Source organism: Streptomyces sp. NPDC050388, from assembly GCF_040655635.1.
Lineage (GTDB): Bacteria > Actinomycetota > Actinomycetes > Streptomycetales > Streptomycetaceae > Streptomyces.
The window spans coordinates 126,055-139,476 of sequence record NZ_JBFAKH010000005.1; the positions used below are offsets into that span (position 1 = coordinate 126,055).

The 13,422-nt window shown below is 73.4% G+C and carries 13 protein-coding genes; 5 read left to right on the forward strand and 8 right to left on the reverse strand.

Going from position 1 to position 13,422, the window contains the following annotated elements; all coding sequences use genetic code 11:
- Positions 1 to 10 precede the first annotated feature (10 nt).
- Positions 11 to 835, reverse strand: coding sequence for an IS3 family transposase (locus AB0I73_RS04485; RefSeq protein WP_363033667.1), 825 nt, complete (start codon positions 833 to 835; stop codon positions 11 to 13).
- 156 nt (positions 836 to 991) lie between these two features.
- Positions 992 to 1,816: a rhomboid family intramembrane serine protease gene (locus tag AB0I73_RS04490; RefSeq protein ID WP_363033669.1), complete on the reverse strand. Its 825-nt coding sequence runs from the start codon at positions 1,814 to 1,816 to the stop codon at positions 992 to 994.
- 136 nt (positions 1,817 to 1,952) lie between these two features.
- Between AB0I73_RS04490 and AB0I73_RS04495 the strand changes: the two genes are divergently transcribed.
- Positions 1,953 to 2,360: a hypothetical protein gene (locus AB0I73_RS04495; protein WP_363033671.1), complete on the forward strand. Its 408-nt coding sequence runs from the start codon at positions 1,953 to 1,955 to the stop codon at positions 2,358 to 2,360.
- Here the strand turns inward: AB0I73_RS04495 and AB0I73_RS04500 are convergent.
- Together AB0I73_RS04500 and AB0I73_RS04505 are read right to left on the reverse strand one after the other, a co-directional pair.
- Positions 2,344 to 3,834 carry an FAD-dependent oxidoreductase gene (locus tag AB0I73_RS04500; RefSeq protein ID WP_363033673.1) on the reverse strand — a complete coding sequence of 497 codons (1,491 nt, stop codon included), beginning with the start codon at positions 3,832 to 3,834 and terminating at the stop codon, positions 2,344 to 2,346. The two genes, AB0I73_RS04495 and AB0I73_RS04500, sit on opposite strands and share 17 nt — an antisense overlap.
- A 38-nt stretch (positions 3,835 to 3,872) precedes the next feature.
- Positions 3,873 to 4,883, reverse strand: a complete 1,011-nt coding sequence (locus tag AB0I73_RS04505; RefSeq protein ID WP_363033675.1) for a DUF4349 domain-containing protein — start codon at positions 4,881 to 4,883, stop codon at positions 3,873 to 3,875.
- A gap of 155 nt (positions 4,884 to 5,038) precedes the next feature.
- Between AB0I73_RS04505 and hemG the strand changes: the two genes are divergently transcribed.
- On the forward strand, positions 5,039 to 6,499 hold the full coding sequence (gene hemG, locus AB0I73_RS04510; protein ID WP_363033677.1) for a protoporphyrinogen oxidase: 1,461 nt from the start codon (positions 5,039 to 5,041) through the stop codon (positions 6,497 to 6,499).
- Positions 6,500 to 6,504: 5 nt separating this feature from the next.
- Complete coding sequence (gene hemQ, locus AB0I73_RS04515) at positions 6,505 to 7,236, forward strand: hydrogen peroxide-dependent heme synthase (protein ID WP_109379734.1); 732 nt, start codon at positions 6,505 to 6,507, stop codon at positions 7,234 to 7,236.
- On the opposite strand, the gene AB0I73_RS04520 is transcribed toward hemQ, so the two are convergent.
- From AB0I73_RS04520 to AB0I73_RS04530, 3 genes are all read right to left on the reverse strand, one after another.
- Positions 7,237 to 8,910, reverse strand: coding sequence for an alpha/beta fold hydrolase (locus AB0I73_RS04520; protein WP_363033680.1), 1,674 nt, complete (start codon positions 8,908 to 8,910; stop codon positions 7,237 to 7,239).
- Between the two features lie 89 nt (positions 8,911 to 8,999).
- Positions 9,000 to 9,818 carry a TIGR04222 domain-containing membrane protein gene (locus AB0I73_RS04525; RefSeq protein WP_363033682.1) on the reverse strand — a complete coding sequence of 273 codons (819 nt, stop codon included), beginning with the start codon at positions 9,816 to 9,818 and terminating at the stop codon, positions 9,000 to 9,002.
- Between the two features lie 130 nt (positions 9,819 to 9,948).
- Positions 9,949 to 11,265 (reverse strand): DUF692 domain-containing protein, encoded by a 1,317-nt coding sequence (locus AB0I73_RS04530; RefSeq protein WP_363033684.1) that lies wholly within the window; start codon positions 11,263 to 11,265, stop codon positions 9,949 to 9,951.
- 302 nt (positions 11,266 to 11,567) lie between these two features.
- Here AB0I73_RS04530 and AB0I73_RS04535 point away from each other — a divergent pair, with 302 nt between their 5' ends.
- Both AB0I73_RS04535 and AB0I73_RS04540 read left to right on the forward strand, forming a co-directional pair.
- Positions 11,568 to 12,272 (forward strand): hypothetical protein, encoded by a 705-nt coding sequence (locus AB0I73_RS04535; RefSeq protein WP_363033686.1) that lies wholly within the window; start codon positions 11,568 to 11,570, stop codon positions 12,270 to 12,272.
- On the forward strand, positions 12,269 to 12,652 hold the full coding sequence (locus tag AB0I73_RS04540; protein ID WP_363033688.1) for a GntR family transcriptional regulator: 384 nt from the start codon (positions 12,269 to 12,271) through the stop codon (positions 12,650 to 12,652). The genes AB0I73_RS04535 and AB0I73_RS04540 overlap by 4 nt, the downstream gene beginning before the upstream one ends.
- 14 nt (positions 12,653 to 12,666) lie before the next feature.
- On the opposite strand, the gene AB0I73_RS04545 is transcribed toward AB0I73_RS04540, so the two are convergent.
- Entirely contained in the window at positions 12,667 to 13,383 is a 717-nt protein-coding gene (locus AB0I73_RS04545; protein ID WP_363033690.1) for an aminoacyl-tRNA hydrolase, read from the reverse strand.
- Positions 13,384 to 13,422 lie beyond the last annotated feature (39 nt).

Here is a 13,422-nt window from a genome sequence, read left to right on the forward strand (position 1 = left end):
TGGAGATCTTCTAAGCGGCCGGCTCCAAGGCGGAGTCGGCGCGATGGTCGTGCTCGTAGTTGGTCGGACTCCGGTACCCACACACGCTGTGTAGTCGGTGCGTGTGGTAGAAGCCGGTGATCCAGGTCGCGATCCGCAGCCGGGCCTCGGTGCGGGTGGCAAACGTGTGCCGGTGGACGTACTCGGCCTTGAGCATGCTGTTGAACGCCTCGCTGACGGCGTTGTCGAAACACGACCCGACACGGCCCATGGACTGCGTCACGCCCAGGCGCCGGCAGGCGCGGCGGAAGCGCCGGGAGGGGGATTCGCTGCCGCGGTCACTGTGGAAGAGCACTCCGCGGACGTCGCCGCCCCGGGTGGCCGCGGCCATGTGCAGGGAGGCGACGACGAGGTCGGCGTCGTGCCGCTCGCCCAGCGCACAGCCGGGCAGGCGGCGCGAGAACAGGTCGATGACGGTGGCGAGGCAGGGCTTGCCCTCACCGGTGGTGATCTCTGTCATGTCGCCGCACCACACCCGGTCCGGAGCGTCCGCGGTGAAGTCGTGGCACACGAAGTCCGGGGCTGCGGGGCGCTTGCCGTGCCGGGTCAGCCCGCGCCGTCGGCGGATCTTCCGTCCGGCCAGGCCGAGTTCGGCCATCAGCCGGGCCACGGTGTTCACCGAGACGCGCCGGCCCTCGCGGACCAGGACGAGCCAGACCTTCGGAGATCCGTAGGTGCCGCCGGAGTCCTCGAAGACCTGCCGTATCGCGTCAGCACGCCGAGCCGTGATGGATGGGCTCGGTGTGGCCCTTGCGGGGGTGCTTCTCGCCTGACGGGGTGTCAGAGAAGTCGGCAATGGGTCAGCGTGAGTCCTGCCAGAAGCTCAAAAGTCCGGCAGAACACGCAGGTGGTTGAATCATTCAACGATCGTCGGCCGGCCCGGGAATGCAAACGTCTCTTGTGCAAATTAATTCCGGGTTTCCTTGTGCTGTCCGACCCCGGGCGCGCGGCCCTACCAGTTCCCTCGCGTCTGCCGTCCGAAGAGGATGCCGGCCGGTTCGGGGGGTGGGGGAGTGCCCGGTTTGAGGGGCCAGGCGATCAGCATGCCCACGATGAAGCCGACCACGTGGGCCGCGTAGGCCACCGTTCCGGCACCGGTGACGCCCGTGCCGGAGGAGTACGCCGCCTGGAGGGCGAACCACAGGCCCAGCACGATCCAGGCCGGCAGCCGCAGCGGCAGGAAGATCAGGAAGGGGACGAGGACCCAGACGCGGGCCTTGGGGTAGAGGACCAGGTAGGCGCCGAGGACGCCCGCGATCGCTCCGGAGGCGCCGATCAGGGGGGTGGTGGCGTTCGGGTTCGTGAGTGCGAATCCGTATGCGGCTGCGTAGCCGCAGAGCAGGTAGAACAGCAGGTACCGCAGATGACCCATGCGGTCCTCGATGTTGTTTCCGAAGATCCACAGGAAGAGCATGTTGCCCAGCAGGTGCAGCCAGCCGCCGTGCAGGAACATCGCCGTCAGCACGCTCAGCTCGGGCGACTTGGTGTAGCCGGGCGGTCCCACCAGGCAGCCCGGTCCCTGCGGTCCCACCCCCGTGCCGCCGGTGGGCACCAGGCGCGGCAGCCGGTGGTGGATCAGCTCCCGCGGCACGGCCGCGTACTGGTCCAGGAACGCCTGGAGGCGACAGAACTCCGCCAGGCTGCTCCCGCTGCCCGTCAGCGAACCGGCGACACCGGGTGTGAGGAACAGGAAGGCGACGAAGTTCGCGGCGATCAGCGCGTACGTCACCCAGGGGGTGCGCCGCGCCGGATTCACGTCATGGACCGGGATGACCACATCCCACGTGTGCCCGTCCGGCTGCCGGTGGAATCAGGGGCCGTGCTGAACGCCACCGTCTGGCCGTGCGTATCCCTTCCCAACCGCCCGCGGCGTAGGGAAGGGGGCCGCGGGGCCCACGTGAGGAAAACATGTGATGGACGACCGAGGGACCGCCGCGGTGCAGGCGCTGCCCGACGGCGAGGCGGAACTCACGCTCGTGGTGCGGCTCCCCTGGGAGGACGTGGCCCGGCTCGGCCAGGAGGCGGGACGGCTCGCCGCCCAGAAGCAGCGGCCGGTGACGCTGGACGAGGCGGTGAGCCACCGCCTGCGCTCCACGCGGCCCGCCGCCGCGCACGCGCGGCCGGCCGGGGAGCAGCCGCCGGCCGTGACCTCCGGTACGGCCCCCACCGCCGGCACGACCGGAACCTCCGCTGCCGCGAGTGCCTTCGGTGGTTCCAGCGCCTCCGTGTCGTCCCTGCCGCCCCGGCCCGCCACCGACCAGGCGCGGCCTCCGGCCGAGCAGGCGCGGCAGGCGATCGAACGGATCAACGGGACCGCGTAGGACCGGCAGGGGGCGTCGGGCTTCCCGCAGCGGCGCGGATTCTCGCCGTCGCCTTGCGGGCCGCCACCAGCACCGGGTCCCAGGTGGGGGAGAAGGGCGGCGCGTAGCCCAGGTCCAGCATCGTCATCTGCTCCACCGTCATCCCGGCGGTGAGGGCGACCGCCGCGATGTCGACGCGCTTGCCCGCTCCCTCCCGGCCGACGATCTGGACACCGAGGAGGCGGCCCGTGCGCAGCTCGGCGAGCATCTTCACCGTCATGGGGGAGGCGTTCGGGTAGTAGCCGGCGCGGCTGGTCGACTCGATGGTGACCGCCTCGAACCGCAGCCCCGCGCGGTGGGCGTCCTTCTCCCGCAGGCCCGTGCGCGCGATCTCCAGGTCGCAGACCTTGCTGACCGCCGTACCGACCACGCCCGGGAAGGTGGCGTAGTCGCCGCCGACGTTCGAGCCGATGATCTGGCCGTGCTTGTTGGCGTGCGTGCCCAGCGGGATGTGCCGCTCCTGCCCGGAGACCAGGTCGAGCACCTCCACGCAGTCGCCGCCCGCCCAGACGTTCTCGTGCCCGCGCACCCGCATCGACCGGTCGGTGAGCAGCCCGCCGTGTTCCCCCAGGGGCAGCCCCGCCGCCCGCGCCAGGTCGGTCTCGGGCCGCACCCCGATGCCGAGCACCACCACGTCCGCCGGGTACCGGGCGTCCGCGGTGGCCACGGCCCGCACCCTGCCGTCGTCCCCGGTGACCAGCCCGGTGACCTCGGCGTCGTTCACCATGGTGATGCCCAGGCCCTCCATCGCCTTGTGCACCAGGAGCCCCATGTCGGGGTCCAGGGTCGCCATGGGCTCCCGGCCCCGGTTGACGACCGTCACCTCGTAGCCGCGGTTGATCATCGCCTCGGCCATCTCCACGCCGATGTACCCCGCACCGACGACCACCGCGCGACGGCCGTCGGTGCGGGCCAGCGTGTCCAGCAGCGCCTGGCCGTCGTCCAGGGTCTGCACGCCGTGCACCCCGGGGGCGTCCATGCCGGGCAGTTCCGGGCGGATCGGCCGCGCGCCGGTCGCGATCACGAGCTTGTCGTACGACGTCCAGGACTCGGCCCCCGACTCGACGTCCCGCGCGCGTATCCGCCCCCGGTCCGGGTCGATCTCCGTGACCTCGGTGCGCAGCCGCAGGTCGATGTCCCGCGCGCGGTGCTCCTCGGGCGTACGGGCGATCAGGGCGTCCCGATCGGTGATGTCACCGCCCACCCAGTAGGGGATGCCGCAGGCCGAGAACGAGGTGAAGCGACCGCGCTCGAACGCCACGATCTCCAGCTCGTCCGGACCCTTCAGCCGGCGCGCCCGGGACGCCGCGGCCATCCCCGCGGCGTCCCCGCCGATCACCACCAGGCGCTCCCGCGCGCCCGGGGCCGCGGACGTGCGCGTGTTCGTACTCGTGCTCGTGCTCGTACTCCGGCTCGTGTGCTCGCTCGTGCTCATACGAACACGCTACGGGGCCGCGCACTCCGGGTCCGGCCCTACGGCGTCTCCTCCGGTGCCCGAGCCGGCGCGGGCGCGGACAGCGGCGCGGGCATCGGCGCGGGCCGCGTGCGGCGGGACAGCCTGGGGCGTACGGCCTTCAGCCACAGGAGGGCGAGCAGCGCCGCCACCGCGGCGAACGGCAGCACCGCGCCCAGCGCCACCGCGATCCAGCGCAGCATCGTCACGAACGCCGCCCAGCCGCCGGCGAGCGCGTCCAGGAACCCGGGGTCGTCGTCCTTCGCGGGCCGTTCCACCGGCGTCTCGGACAGGGACAGGGTGATGGTGGCGAGGCTGGTGCGGTCCTTCAGGGACTCCTGCCGGGCGAGCAGCGCCTCCAGGTCGGCCTGGCGGGTGCTGAGTTCGCCCTCCAGGGTGACCACGTCGCTGAGCCGGGTGGCCCGGTCCATCAGTTCGCGGATCCGGGCCACGCTGGCGCGCTGCGTCTTGATCCGGCTCTCCACGTCGACGACCTGGTCGGTGACGTCCTTCGCCTTCGCGCTGCGTTCGACGAGCTTGCCGGCGCCCTCGAGCTCCGTGAGTACCTCCTCGTACTTCTCGACGGGTACGCGCAGCACCACGCGCGTGTGCTCGTGGCCCTCCTCGTCCCGACGGGTGGTCTCGTTGCCGATGTAGCCGCCCGCGTTCTCGGTGGCCGTGCGGGCCTCGTCCAGGGCCTTCGGCGCGTCCTTGACCTGCACGGTCAGAGAGGCGGTGCGGATGATGTGGGCCGGGCCGCTCCTGTCCGAGGGCGGCGCGGTCGCCCGCGAGCCGTCCGCGGAACCACCGGGGGCCCCGTCCTTCGCCGCTCCCCCCGCCGCTTCCTCCGTGCCCGCCGGGGCGTCCGCCCGCGGGGCTGCGGCCTTCTGGTCGGCGGCCGAGGCCGCGCCGGAGTCGGTGTCCGAGGCGCCGCATCCGGTCAGGACGAGAGCGGCGGCCAGCAGCAGACCGGCCATCGCGTGGACCGGTCGGCCGGCTCGTACGGGTCGTGCGGGTCGTCGTGTGCGCATGCGGTTCCCCCAGGGGTCGTGACCACTGACGTTCCTTCGACGCCGGGGGCGGGCCGAACGTTGGCGCGAAACGGTCCCGAAGCGGTCACGGTAGGGACTCGTCAGGGCCGGACGGCCCTGGCGGGAACGCGGACCGAGTCTGAGAGGGTGGAGCCATGAGCGGATCACGTGCGGGCGCGGAACAGCAGGTCGTCGTCGTGGGAGCCGGCATCGCCGGCCTGGCCGCCGCGCACCGGCTGCTCGGACGCGGGGCGCGGGTGACCGTGCTGGAGGCCTCGGACCGGGTCGGTGGCAAGCTGCTGCCCGGCGAGATCGCGGGCGCGCGCGTGGACCTCGGCGCCGAGTCGATGCTGGCCCGCCGCCCGGAGGCGGTGACCCTCGCCCGCGAGGTGGGTCTCACCGACCGGCTCCAGCCCCCGGCCACGGCGTCCGCCTCGCTGTGGACCCGCGGCGCCCTGCGCCCCATGCCCAAGGGCCATGTCATGGGCGTCCCCGGCACGCCCGCCGCCCTGGCCGGTGTGCTCTCCGACGAGGGCCTCGCCCGGATCGGGCGCGACGCCGAACTGCCCCGCACCGAGGTCGGCGACGACATCGCCGTCGGGGAGTACGTGGCGGCCCGGCTGGGCCGCGAGGTCGTCGACCGACTGGTCGAACCCCTGCTGGGCGGGGTGTACGCGGGCGACGCGTACCGCATCTCGATGCGCGCGGCGGTCCCCCAGCTGTTCGAGGCCGCGCGCGCCCACACCTCCCTGACCGAAGGGGTACGGGAGATCCAGGCCAGGGCCGCCGCCGCGCGGCAGACCGGTCCGGTGTTCATGGGCATCGAGGGCGGAGTGGGCACCCTCCCGCTCGCCGTCGCCGAGTCGGTGCGGGCACGCGGCGGGGAGATCCACACCGGCACCCCGGTCACCGAACTGCGCCGGGAGCCGACCGGCGGCTGGCGGGTGGTCGCCGGGGAGCGGGAGCTGCACGCCGACGCGGTCGTCGTCGCCGCGCCCGCCCCGGAGGCCGCGCGGCTGCTGCGCGCCGAGGCCCCCGGGGCCTCCGCCGAGCTCACCGGCGTCGAATACGCCTCCATGGCGCTCATCACGCTCGCCTACCGCCGCGCGGAGACCGGCCTTCCCACCGGCAGCGGATTCCTGGTGCCGCCGGTCGACGGCCGCACCATCAAGGCGTCCACGTTCGCCTCGCAGAAATGGGGCTGGATCGCCGAGGAGGACCCCGGCCTCACCGTCCTGCGCACCTCCGTCGGCCGGCACGGCGAGACGGAGGTCCTCCGCCGTGACGACGCCGACCTCGTCGAGGTCTCCCGGCACGACCTGAAGGCCGCCACCGGCCTGGACGCCGCCCCCGTGGCCACCCGCGTCACCCGCTGGCACGACGGACTGCCCCAGTACCCCGTCGGCCACCACGCGCGCGTGGCGCGCATCCGCGAGCACCTCGCCGCCCTCCCGGGGCTGGCCGTGTGCGGCGCGGCCTACGACGGCGTCGGCATCCCCGCGTGCGTCGCGAGCGCGTACGCCGCCGTCGACCAGATCCACGGTGACCTCGCGCACGGCGTGCGGCAGGTCACCACCGACCCGATGCAAAGCCTCCACGGAGGCGCAGGAGAATAAGGGACATGAGCGACGCCACCACCACCCCCGACCCCGCACGGATCCCGAACAAGGGCAAGCTGGCCAAGGACCTCAACGAGGTCATCCGCTACACCCTCTGGTCCGTCTTCAAGCTGAAGGACGTGCTGCCCGAGGACCGCGCCGGGTACGCCGACGAGGTCCAGGAGCTGTTCGACCAGCTCGCCGCCAAGGACGTCGTCGTCCGCGGGACGTACGACGTCTCCGGTCTGCGCGCCGACGCCGATCTCATGATCTGGTGGCACTCCGAGAGCAGCGACCAGCTCCAGGAGGCGTACAACCTGTTCCGCCGCACCGAGCTGGGCCGGGCCCTCGAGCCGGTGTGGTCGAACATGGCACTGCACCGCCCCGCCGAGTTCAACCGCTCGCACATCCCGGCGTTCCTCGCCGACGAGGAGCCCCGCGCGTACGTGAGCGTGTACCCCTTCGTGCGCTCGTACGACTGGTACCTGCTGCCCGACGAGGACCGCCGCCGCATGCTCGCCGACCACGGCAAGATGGCCCGCGGCTTCCCCGACGTGCGCGCCAACACGGTCCCCTCGTTCTCCCTCGGCGACTACGAGTGGGTCCTCGCCTTCGAGGCCGACGAGCTGTACCGCATCGTCGACCTCATGCGGCACCTGCGCGGCTCCGAGGCCCGGATGCACGTCCGTGAGGAGGTCCCGTTCTACACGGGCCGCCGCAAGGACATCGCCGAACTGGTCGCCGGCCTCGCCTGATCAGGCGGCGGGCCGGGGCTCGGGTTCCGTCTCCGTACGCGGCTCCGGCCCCGGTTCCGCCCGTGGCTCCGGTTCCGGGCGCGGCGCGCAGGACGCGCGCCGCCCCGGGACCCGGCCGGTCAGCAGGTACGCCTCCAGGTGGCCGTTCACACAGGCGTTGGAGCCGCCCGCGACACCATGGGTGCCGGTGTCCCGCTCGGTCACCAGCGCCGAACCCGCGAGCCGCCGGTGCAGTTCCAGCGCCCCGCCGTACGGGGTCGCCGCGTCCCGCTCGGCCGCCAGGATCAGCGTCGGCGGCAGCTCACCCGCCCCGGTCCGGACGTCCAGCGGCTGCTGCCGGGGCGCCGGCCAGAAGGCGCACGGCAGATTCGTCCACACGTTGGCCCAGGTCTCGAACGGCGCCCGGCGGGCGAGCCGGGTGTTGTCCCGGTCCCACACCGCCCAGTCCGTCGGCCAGGGCGCGTCGTTGCACTCCACGGCGACGTAGACCGCGCGCGAGTTCTCCGTCTCCACCGCCGCCTCGGGCTGCGGCTCCGCCTGCTCGATCAGCGGCCCCGGATCGCCCTTCAGATAGGCCGACAGGGCGTGCGCGCGATGCGGCCAGTGGTCGTCGTAGTACCCGGTCTGCAGGAACGCCGACTGCAACTGCCCCGGGCCCACCTTCCCGCCCGCCGGTTCCCGGGCGAGCCGCGCGCTCGCCTTCTCGTAGCTGCGGTGCACCTTCGCGGGCGTGTCGCCGAGCCCGTACACGTCGTGGTGCCGGGCCGCCCATGTCCGGAAGTCCGCCCAGCGGTCCTCGAACGCCGCCGACTGGTCGAGGTTGTTGCGGTACCAGATCTGCTCCGGGTCCGGGTGCACCGCCGAGTCGAACACCATCCGCCGGACGTGCGAGGGGAACATCGTGGCGTACAGCGCCCCGAAGTAGGTCCCGTACGACGCCCCCATGAACGTCAGCCGAGGCTCCTTCAGCGCGGCGCGCAGCACGTCGAGGTCGCGCGCGTTGTTCAGGGAGTGGTAGTGCCGGAGCGCGCCGCCGGCCCGCTCCGCGCAGCCGCGCGCATACGCCTCGGCCCGCGCGATGCGCTCGCGCTTGTACGACTCCGAGGGGTGCGCCGGCGCCCGCGTGGGGCCCTGGACGGACTTCTCCGGGTCCTCGCAGGACAGCGGGGCGGACCGGCCCACCCCGCGCGGGGCGTAGCCGACGAGGTCGTAGGCCCCCGCGATCCGCTTCCACCCGGGGAGCAGGCCGAGGAGCGGGAAGTACGTGCCGTCGGCGCCCGGCCCGCCCGGGTTGTGGACCAGGGCGCCCTGCCGGGGCACCTTGCGCTTGTCGTTGTCCGGATCCTTCCCGGTGGCCCGGACGCGGCTGACGGCGAGTTCGATCTGCCTGCCGTGCGGGTGGGCGTAGTCGAGCGGGACGGTGACCGTGCCGCACTCGATGGTGCCGGACAGGTCCTGCGCGTCCGGGCAGGCGCCGAACTCGATGCCCTCGGCCGCGGCGCGCGCGGCGGCCACCGCGGTGCCGCGCAGCTCGGCCGCGCCGGGGGCGTCCGGGGTCGCGACGGCGGCCGGGGTGGTGGCGGCCGGGGCGGCGGTGGCGCTGCCGGTCGGTGCGACGGCCAGGGCGGTGAACAGCAAGGACCCGGCGGCCGCGTGGACGACGGCAGTTCTCATCGCGTATTCCCTTTCGGTGCACGGCGGCGACAAAAGGGATGTTTCGTTCGGCTGCCGGGGAAGGCAAGCACCGTTCGCCGGTGTCGGCGTCAATGCCCCCGTGCGCCCCCGAGGCCCTGGCCCTGCCGCGGGTGCGGGTGCTCGCGGTGTGCGAAGGCCGCACGCAGATCCGGTTCACCGACCGCGCGGACGCCGCGTACGGCGACGGAGGTGAGATGCGTACGGTCACCGGCACCGTGGGTACCGCGGGACAGGGCGCCCAGCAGCCGTTGCCCGGCAGGAGAGGCCCGGCGCGCGTACGGGTGGACCTCGATCCGCGCTATGACCAGGCAGCTCAGGGTCAGGATCAGCGGCAGCGCGAACCACAGGGCGACCACATGGCGCGGCAGTTCCGACGAGGCCGGCAGCAGCAGGGCGGCGGCCCCCAGCCCGACCACGGCCAGCGCGGCGAACCGCACCTGACGCACCCCGTCGACGATCGTCGTACCGGTGCCGTCCTCGGGCACGGCCAGACCCGCACGGACCAGCCGGTCGGCCATGCCGCGCACGGGGGCAGCGGTCGCCGCCGCGGCCCGTACGGGCGCGATGAGGGACTGCCCCTCCGGACCGATGGCCCCTATCACCGACTGCTCCATCTCGTCCCGGCCCCGCGGGTCGACCACGGTCGCCCAGCCGGTGCGGGCCAGCAGCAGCCTGCGCCGGCGCGCCATGGAGACCAGGGTGACATCGACGACCCGTCGGGGCCCGCCGCACAGGAACGCCGCCTCGTACAACGTCAGGTCATGCCCTTCGGCGGTGGCCGCGTCGGTGGTGCCGACGGCCGCCGCGCGGACGGCGGCCAGGCACAGTCGGGCGCACGCCACACCGGCGACGGCCCAGGCCGGCAACAGGAGGAGGACCCAGAACATGAACTGTTTGTAAGTGACACGGACGCGGAAACGCCATGCCCTTTTCACCATCCGGACGGAGTGTTGTGGTGATGTGATGTTCCGCTTGGCTTCTTGCCTGGTTCCGGAGGGATTTCAGGGCCACGGCGGCTCAACGCCGCAGCAGCACCCGCCGCGTGGCCCGGGCCAGCCGTACCGCCGGCCGGTGCGACCGCGGCTTCGGCCCCGACCGCTCCAGCCACCACTCCCGCAGCTCCCGCCGCATCCGCCCGTCCTCCGGCCGCCCGGCGAGCAGCAGTTGCTCCACGAAGTCCAGCGCGTCCCGCCGGTACCCCTCGGTCATCGGCCGGCTCTGCGCATACGCGAGGAAGGCGGACCGGTACCCCCCGCCGAGCAGCACCGGCAGTTCGGGCGCCACCTTGGCGACGACGTCCGCCCGTTTCGCGGCCAGCGCCCGTGCCTGCACCGCCATCCGGCCCCGGTCGAACCCCTCGGGCACGGGCGTCCCGGCGACCAGCGCGGACAGCACCGCGGTCTGCGCGAGCGCGAGGCGCTGCCGCGCGGGTTCGGGGCACCCCTCCTCCGGCTCGGCGCGGGCGGCGGGAGCAGCCGGCCGCACCTCCTCTGCCCTCACCTCCGCCGCGCCCTTCGCCACCGCCGCCTGGACGGCATCCAACTCGTCCCGCAACCCGGCCGGTTCCGGGAAGTTCTCGTCCCGCTCCAGCAGCACTCCCGGCGGGGAGACCCGGGAGGCGAGGTCGGTGAGGATGTCGAGGACCGGCCGGGGCACGGGGTGGGCGTGGCTGTCGTGCCAGACCCCGTCCCGCTCGACGCCGCCCGCGACATGGACGTACGCGACGGCCTCCAGGGGCAGTTCGGCGAGCGCCCGCGCGGGGTCCTCGCCGCGGTTGACGTGGTTGGTGTGCAGATTGGCCACGTCGACGAGCAGCCGCACCCCGGTGCGGTCGGCCAGCTCGTACAGGAACTGGCCCTCGGTCATCTCCTCGCCGGGCCACGAGAACAGCGCCGCGATGTTCTCCACGGCGAGCGGCACGGGCAGCGCGTCCTGGGCGATGCGGACGTTCTCGCACAGGACGTCGAGCGCGTCCCGGGTACGGGGCACCGGCAACAGGTGCCCCGCTTCGAGCCGCGGGGAGGCGCTGAGCGGCCCACCCGCCCGGACGAACGCGATGTGCTCGGTGACCAGCGGCGCTCCGAGCGCCGTGGCCCGCTCGGCGAGCGCCTCCAGCCGCCCCGCGTCCGGCCGCTCCGCCCCGCCGAGCCCGAGCCCGACCCCGTGCGGCACGACGGTCACCCCGCGCTCGCGCAGTCGCAGCAGCGACTCGGGGAGATGCCCGGGACACACGTTCTCGGCCACCACCTCGACCCAGTCGATCCCCGCCATCCCCTCCACGGCCTCGGCGATCTCCGGCCGCCACCCGATCCCCGTCCCCAGTCGCACCGTCATTCCCCCTCCTTCACCCGGCCCCCGTCGGCCGCCCTGTCGGGCGTGCCGTGGGTATGGCCCCGAACGACGCCTCCGAACCCGGCCCGGGGCACCTTCAGAGCAACATTTGAGCTTCACACGGTCCACCGGAGGCCGCCGTGCGGCGCTGAGCGGCACTCCGGCAACTGTTTCAGCTACTTGACACAGTTCATTCCGAGCGTGATTGTGTCAGGTAGTTGATACACCTTGTGGGAGGGAAAGGGGCCGGGATGTCTGCTGCCGCAGGAAGGGGAGTCACGTGGCGGGAGGGGCTCGAGACTCCCGTGCGATGGGCCGGCGCGGCGACCGGTGTGGCGGTCAACGCCCTGGTCTCCTACAGCCCCGAGCCCGATGTGGACCTGCTGTACGGGTTTCCCGTCTTCGGCCTGTTCGTCATGCTCGGCGTGTACGCGTCCGATGTGGTGGCCCGGCCGAGTCAGGGCTGGGTACGAGTGGCCCAGGTGACACCGCGCCGCATCCGGGACCACGTCCCCCGTGCTCTGACCGCCGCGTTGACCGGGCAGGCCGTCGTCCTGACCGGCCTCCTGATCGTCGCGGCCGCGACGGCCTCGACGGACGCCGACGGCCGCTCACGCCGTGCGCTGACGGTCACGTGCCCGGCGGGCACACAGCTGCTCTCGCCCTGGCCCGGCCCGTACTACGCCTGGCCGATCCTCGGCGGCCTCACCGTCGGTACCGTTGTCTGCGCGGTGCTCCTGCGCCGTATCACCGCCCGGTCCCGGAGTGACGATCAGCGCCGCACCGGAATCCGGGCGGCGATCGGTGCCTGGGGAGTGATGGTGAGCGCTCCTCTCTTCGCTGTCTCCCTGACGATGGGGGTCGTGGTGCTGAGCCTGTCCTGCGCGGGCGGGATGAAGGACGCGGCGCTGTGGGGGCTGGCTCTCACCGCCCTCACTTCCGCCCTGACGGCGTGTCACTGCCTGTGCGTCCTCCTGCTGCCGCAGGCCTACGTCAAGGCCCGGCCGTGACGGCGCGGTCCATCCGCGTGGATCACGCGTCCCCGGTCCCGCCCTACGAGCAGGTCCGCGCGCAGCTGGCCGATCTGATCTCCGTCGGCCGACTGCGTCAGGGAGACAGACTGCCGTCCGTGCGCCAGCTGGCCTCCGACCTCGGGCTGGCCAACAACACCGTGGTCCGGGCCTACCGCGAACTGGAGAGTGCGGGCCTGGTCAGGACCCGCAGGGGTTCCGGCACCCAGGTCATCGCCCCGGCGGCCGCCACCGACAGCAAGGCGAAGCTCGCGGAACACGCACGCACGTACGCGGCTGCCGCCGGACGGCTCGGTGTCTCGAACGAGGAGGCCCTGGCGGCGATCCGCCACGCACTGGCGAGTCTCCCCACCTCCTGACGCCGAGCAGGGTCTCAGCGCAGGGCCGGGTGGTCCGCCACCACGGTGCTGGAGCCCGGCGCGATCTCGGTGAAGCCCGCGTCGCGGACGAGGGGGAGGCCGCTGGTGATCAGGGTCGGCCAGTGGGAGGGGGCGGCGGGGCGGACGGAGAGGGGGAAGCCGGCGTCGTGCCAGGCGGTGCGGTCCTCGTCGGTCAGCTCCCACCAGGCCAGCTGGGCGGCGTGACCCGCCTGGGCCATGGCCTTGCCGGCCGACATGTCGAGGTCGGGGTTGAGCCACAGGACGGGGGCGGCGGGGTCCGCCGGGGGCACGGGCTCCGGGTCGTCCAGGTCGGTGCCGGAGACCTGGAGGCGGGCCAGGTCCTTGGGCCAGCCGTCCAGCGGGACGGGCGGGAAGACGCGGACCTCCGCCGACGTGCCGGTGACCGTGATGCCGTCGAGCGCCTCCGCGCGGCGCCACTCCGCGCCGCGGGCCCGGCGCACCACCTTGCGGATGCGGGCGTCCTGCCAGTCGCGCATCACCTGCGCCCACTCGCCCTCGCCCGTCGACCGCTCGTCCGCCAGCATCGTCAGCACCGCACGGGCCGCCGTCTCCAGCGCGTCCGTACGGGCCGGGGGCGCGGCCCGCTCGATGCGTGCCACCAGGGGCAGCACGAACTGGGGTGCCGCGTCGCGGGCACTGGACTCATGGCGGAAGGGGCTGTCGGCGACGGGCACCCGGTCGTTGTTCACCGCTCCAGTCTGCCAAGCCGCCGGACACCGGCGACCGTC

What these genes read in the sequence shown, in the direction of transcription:
- AB0I73_RS04530 (WP_363033684.1), bottom strand. Translation starts at nt 11,265, where the DNA reads ATGACGGTGCGACTGGGGACGGGGATCGGGTGGCGGCCGGAGATCGCC.
- AB0I73_RS04520 (WP_363033680.1), bottom strand. Translation starts at nt 8,910, where the DNA reads ATGAGAACTGCCGTCGTCCACGCGGCCGCCGGGTCCTTGCTGTTCACC.
- hemQ (WP_109379734.1), top strand. Translation starts at nt 6,505, where the DNA reads ATGAGCGACGCCACCACCACCCCCGACCCCGCACGGATCCCGAACAAG.
- AB0I73_RS04500 (WP_363033673.1), bottom strand. Translation starts at nt 3,834, where the DNA reads ATGAGCACGAGCGAGCACACGAGCCGGAGTACGAGCACGAGCACGAGT.
- hemG (WP_363033677.1), top strand. Translation starts at nt 5,039, where the DNA reads ATGAGCGGATCACGTGCGGGCGCGGAACAGCAGGTCGTCGTCGTGGGA.
- AB0I73_RS04495 (WP_363033671.1), top strand. Translation starts at nt 1,953, where the DNA reads ATGGACGACCGAGGGACCGCCGCGGTGCAGGCGCTGCCCGACGGCGAG.
- AB0I73_RS04525 (WP_363033682.1), bottom strand. Translation starts at nt 9,818, where the DNA reads ATGTTCTGGGTCCTCCTCCTGTTGCCGGCCTGGGCCGTCGCCGGTGTG.
- AB0I73_RS04505 (WP_363033675.1), bottom strand. Translation starts at nt 4,883, where the DNA reads ATGCGCACACGACGACCCGCACGACCCGTACGAGCCGGCCGACCGGTC.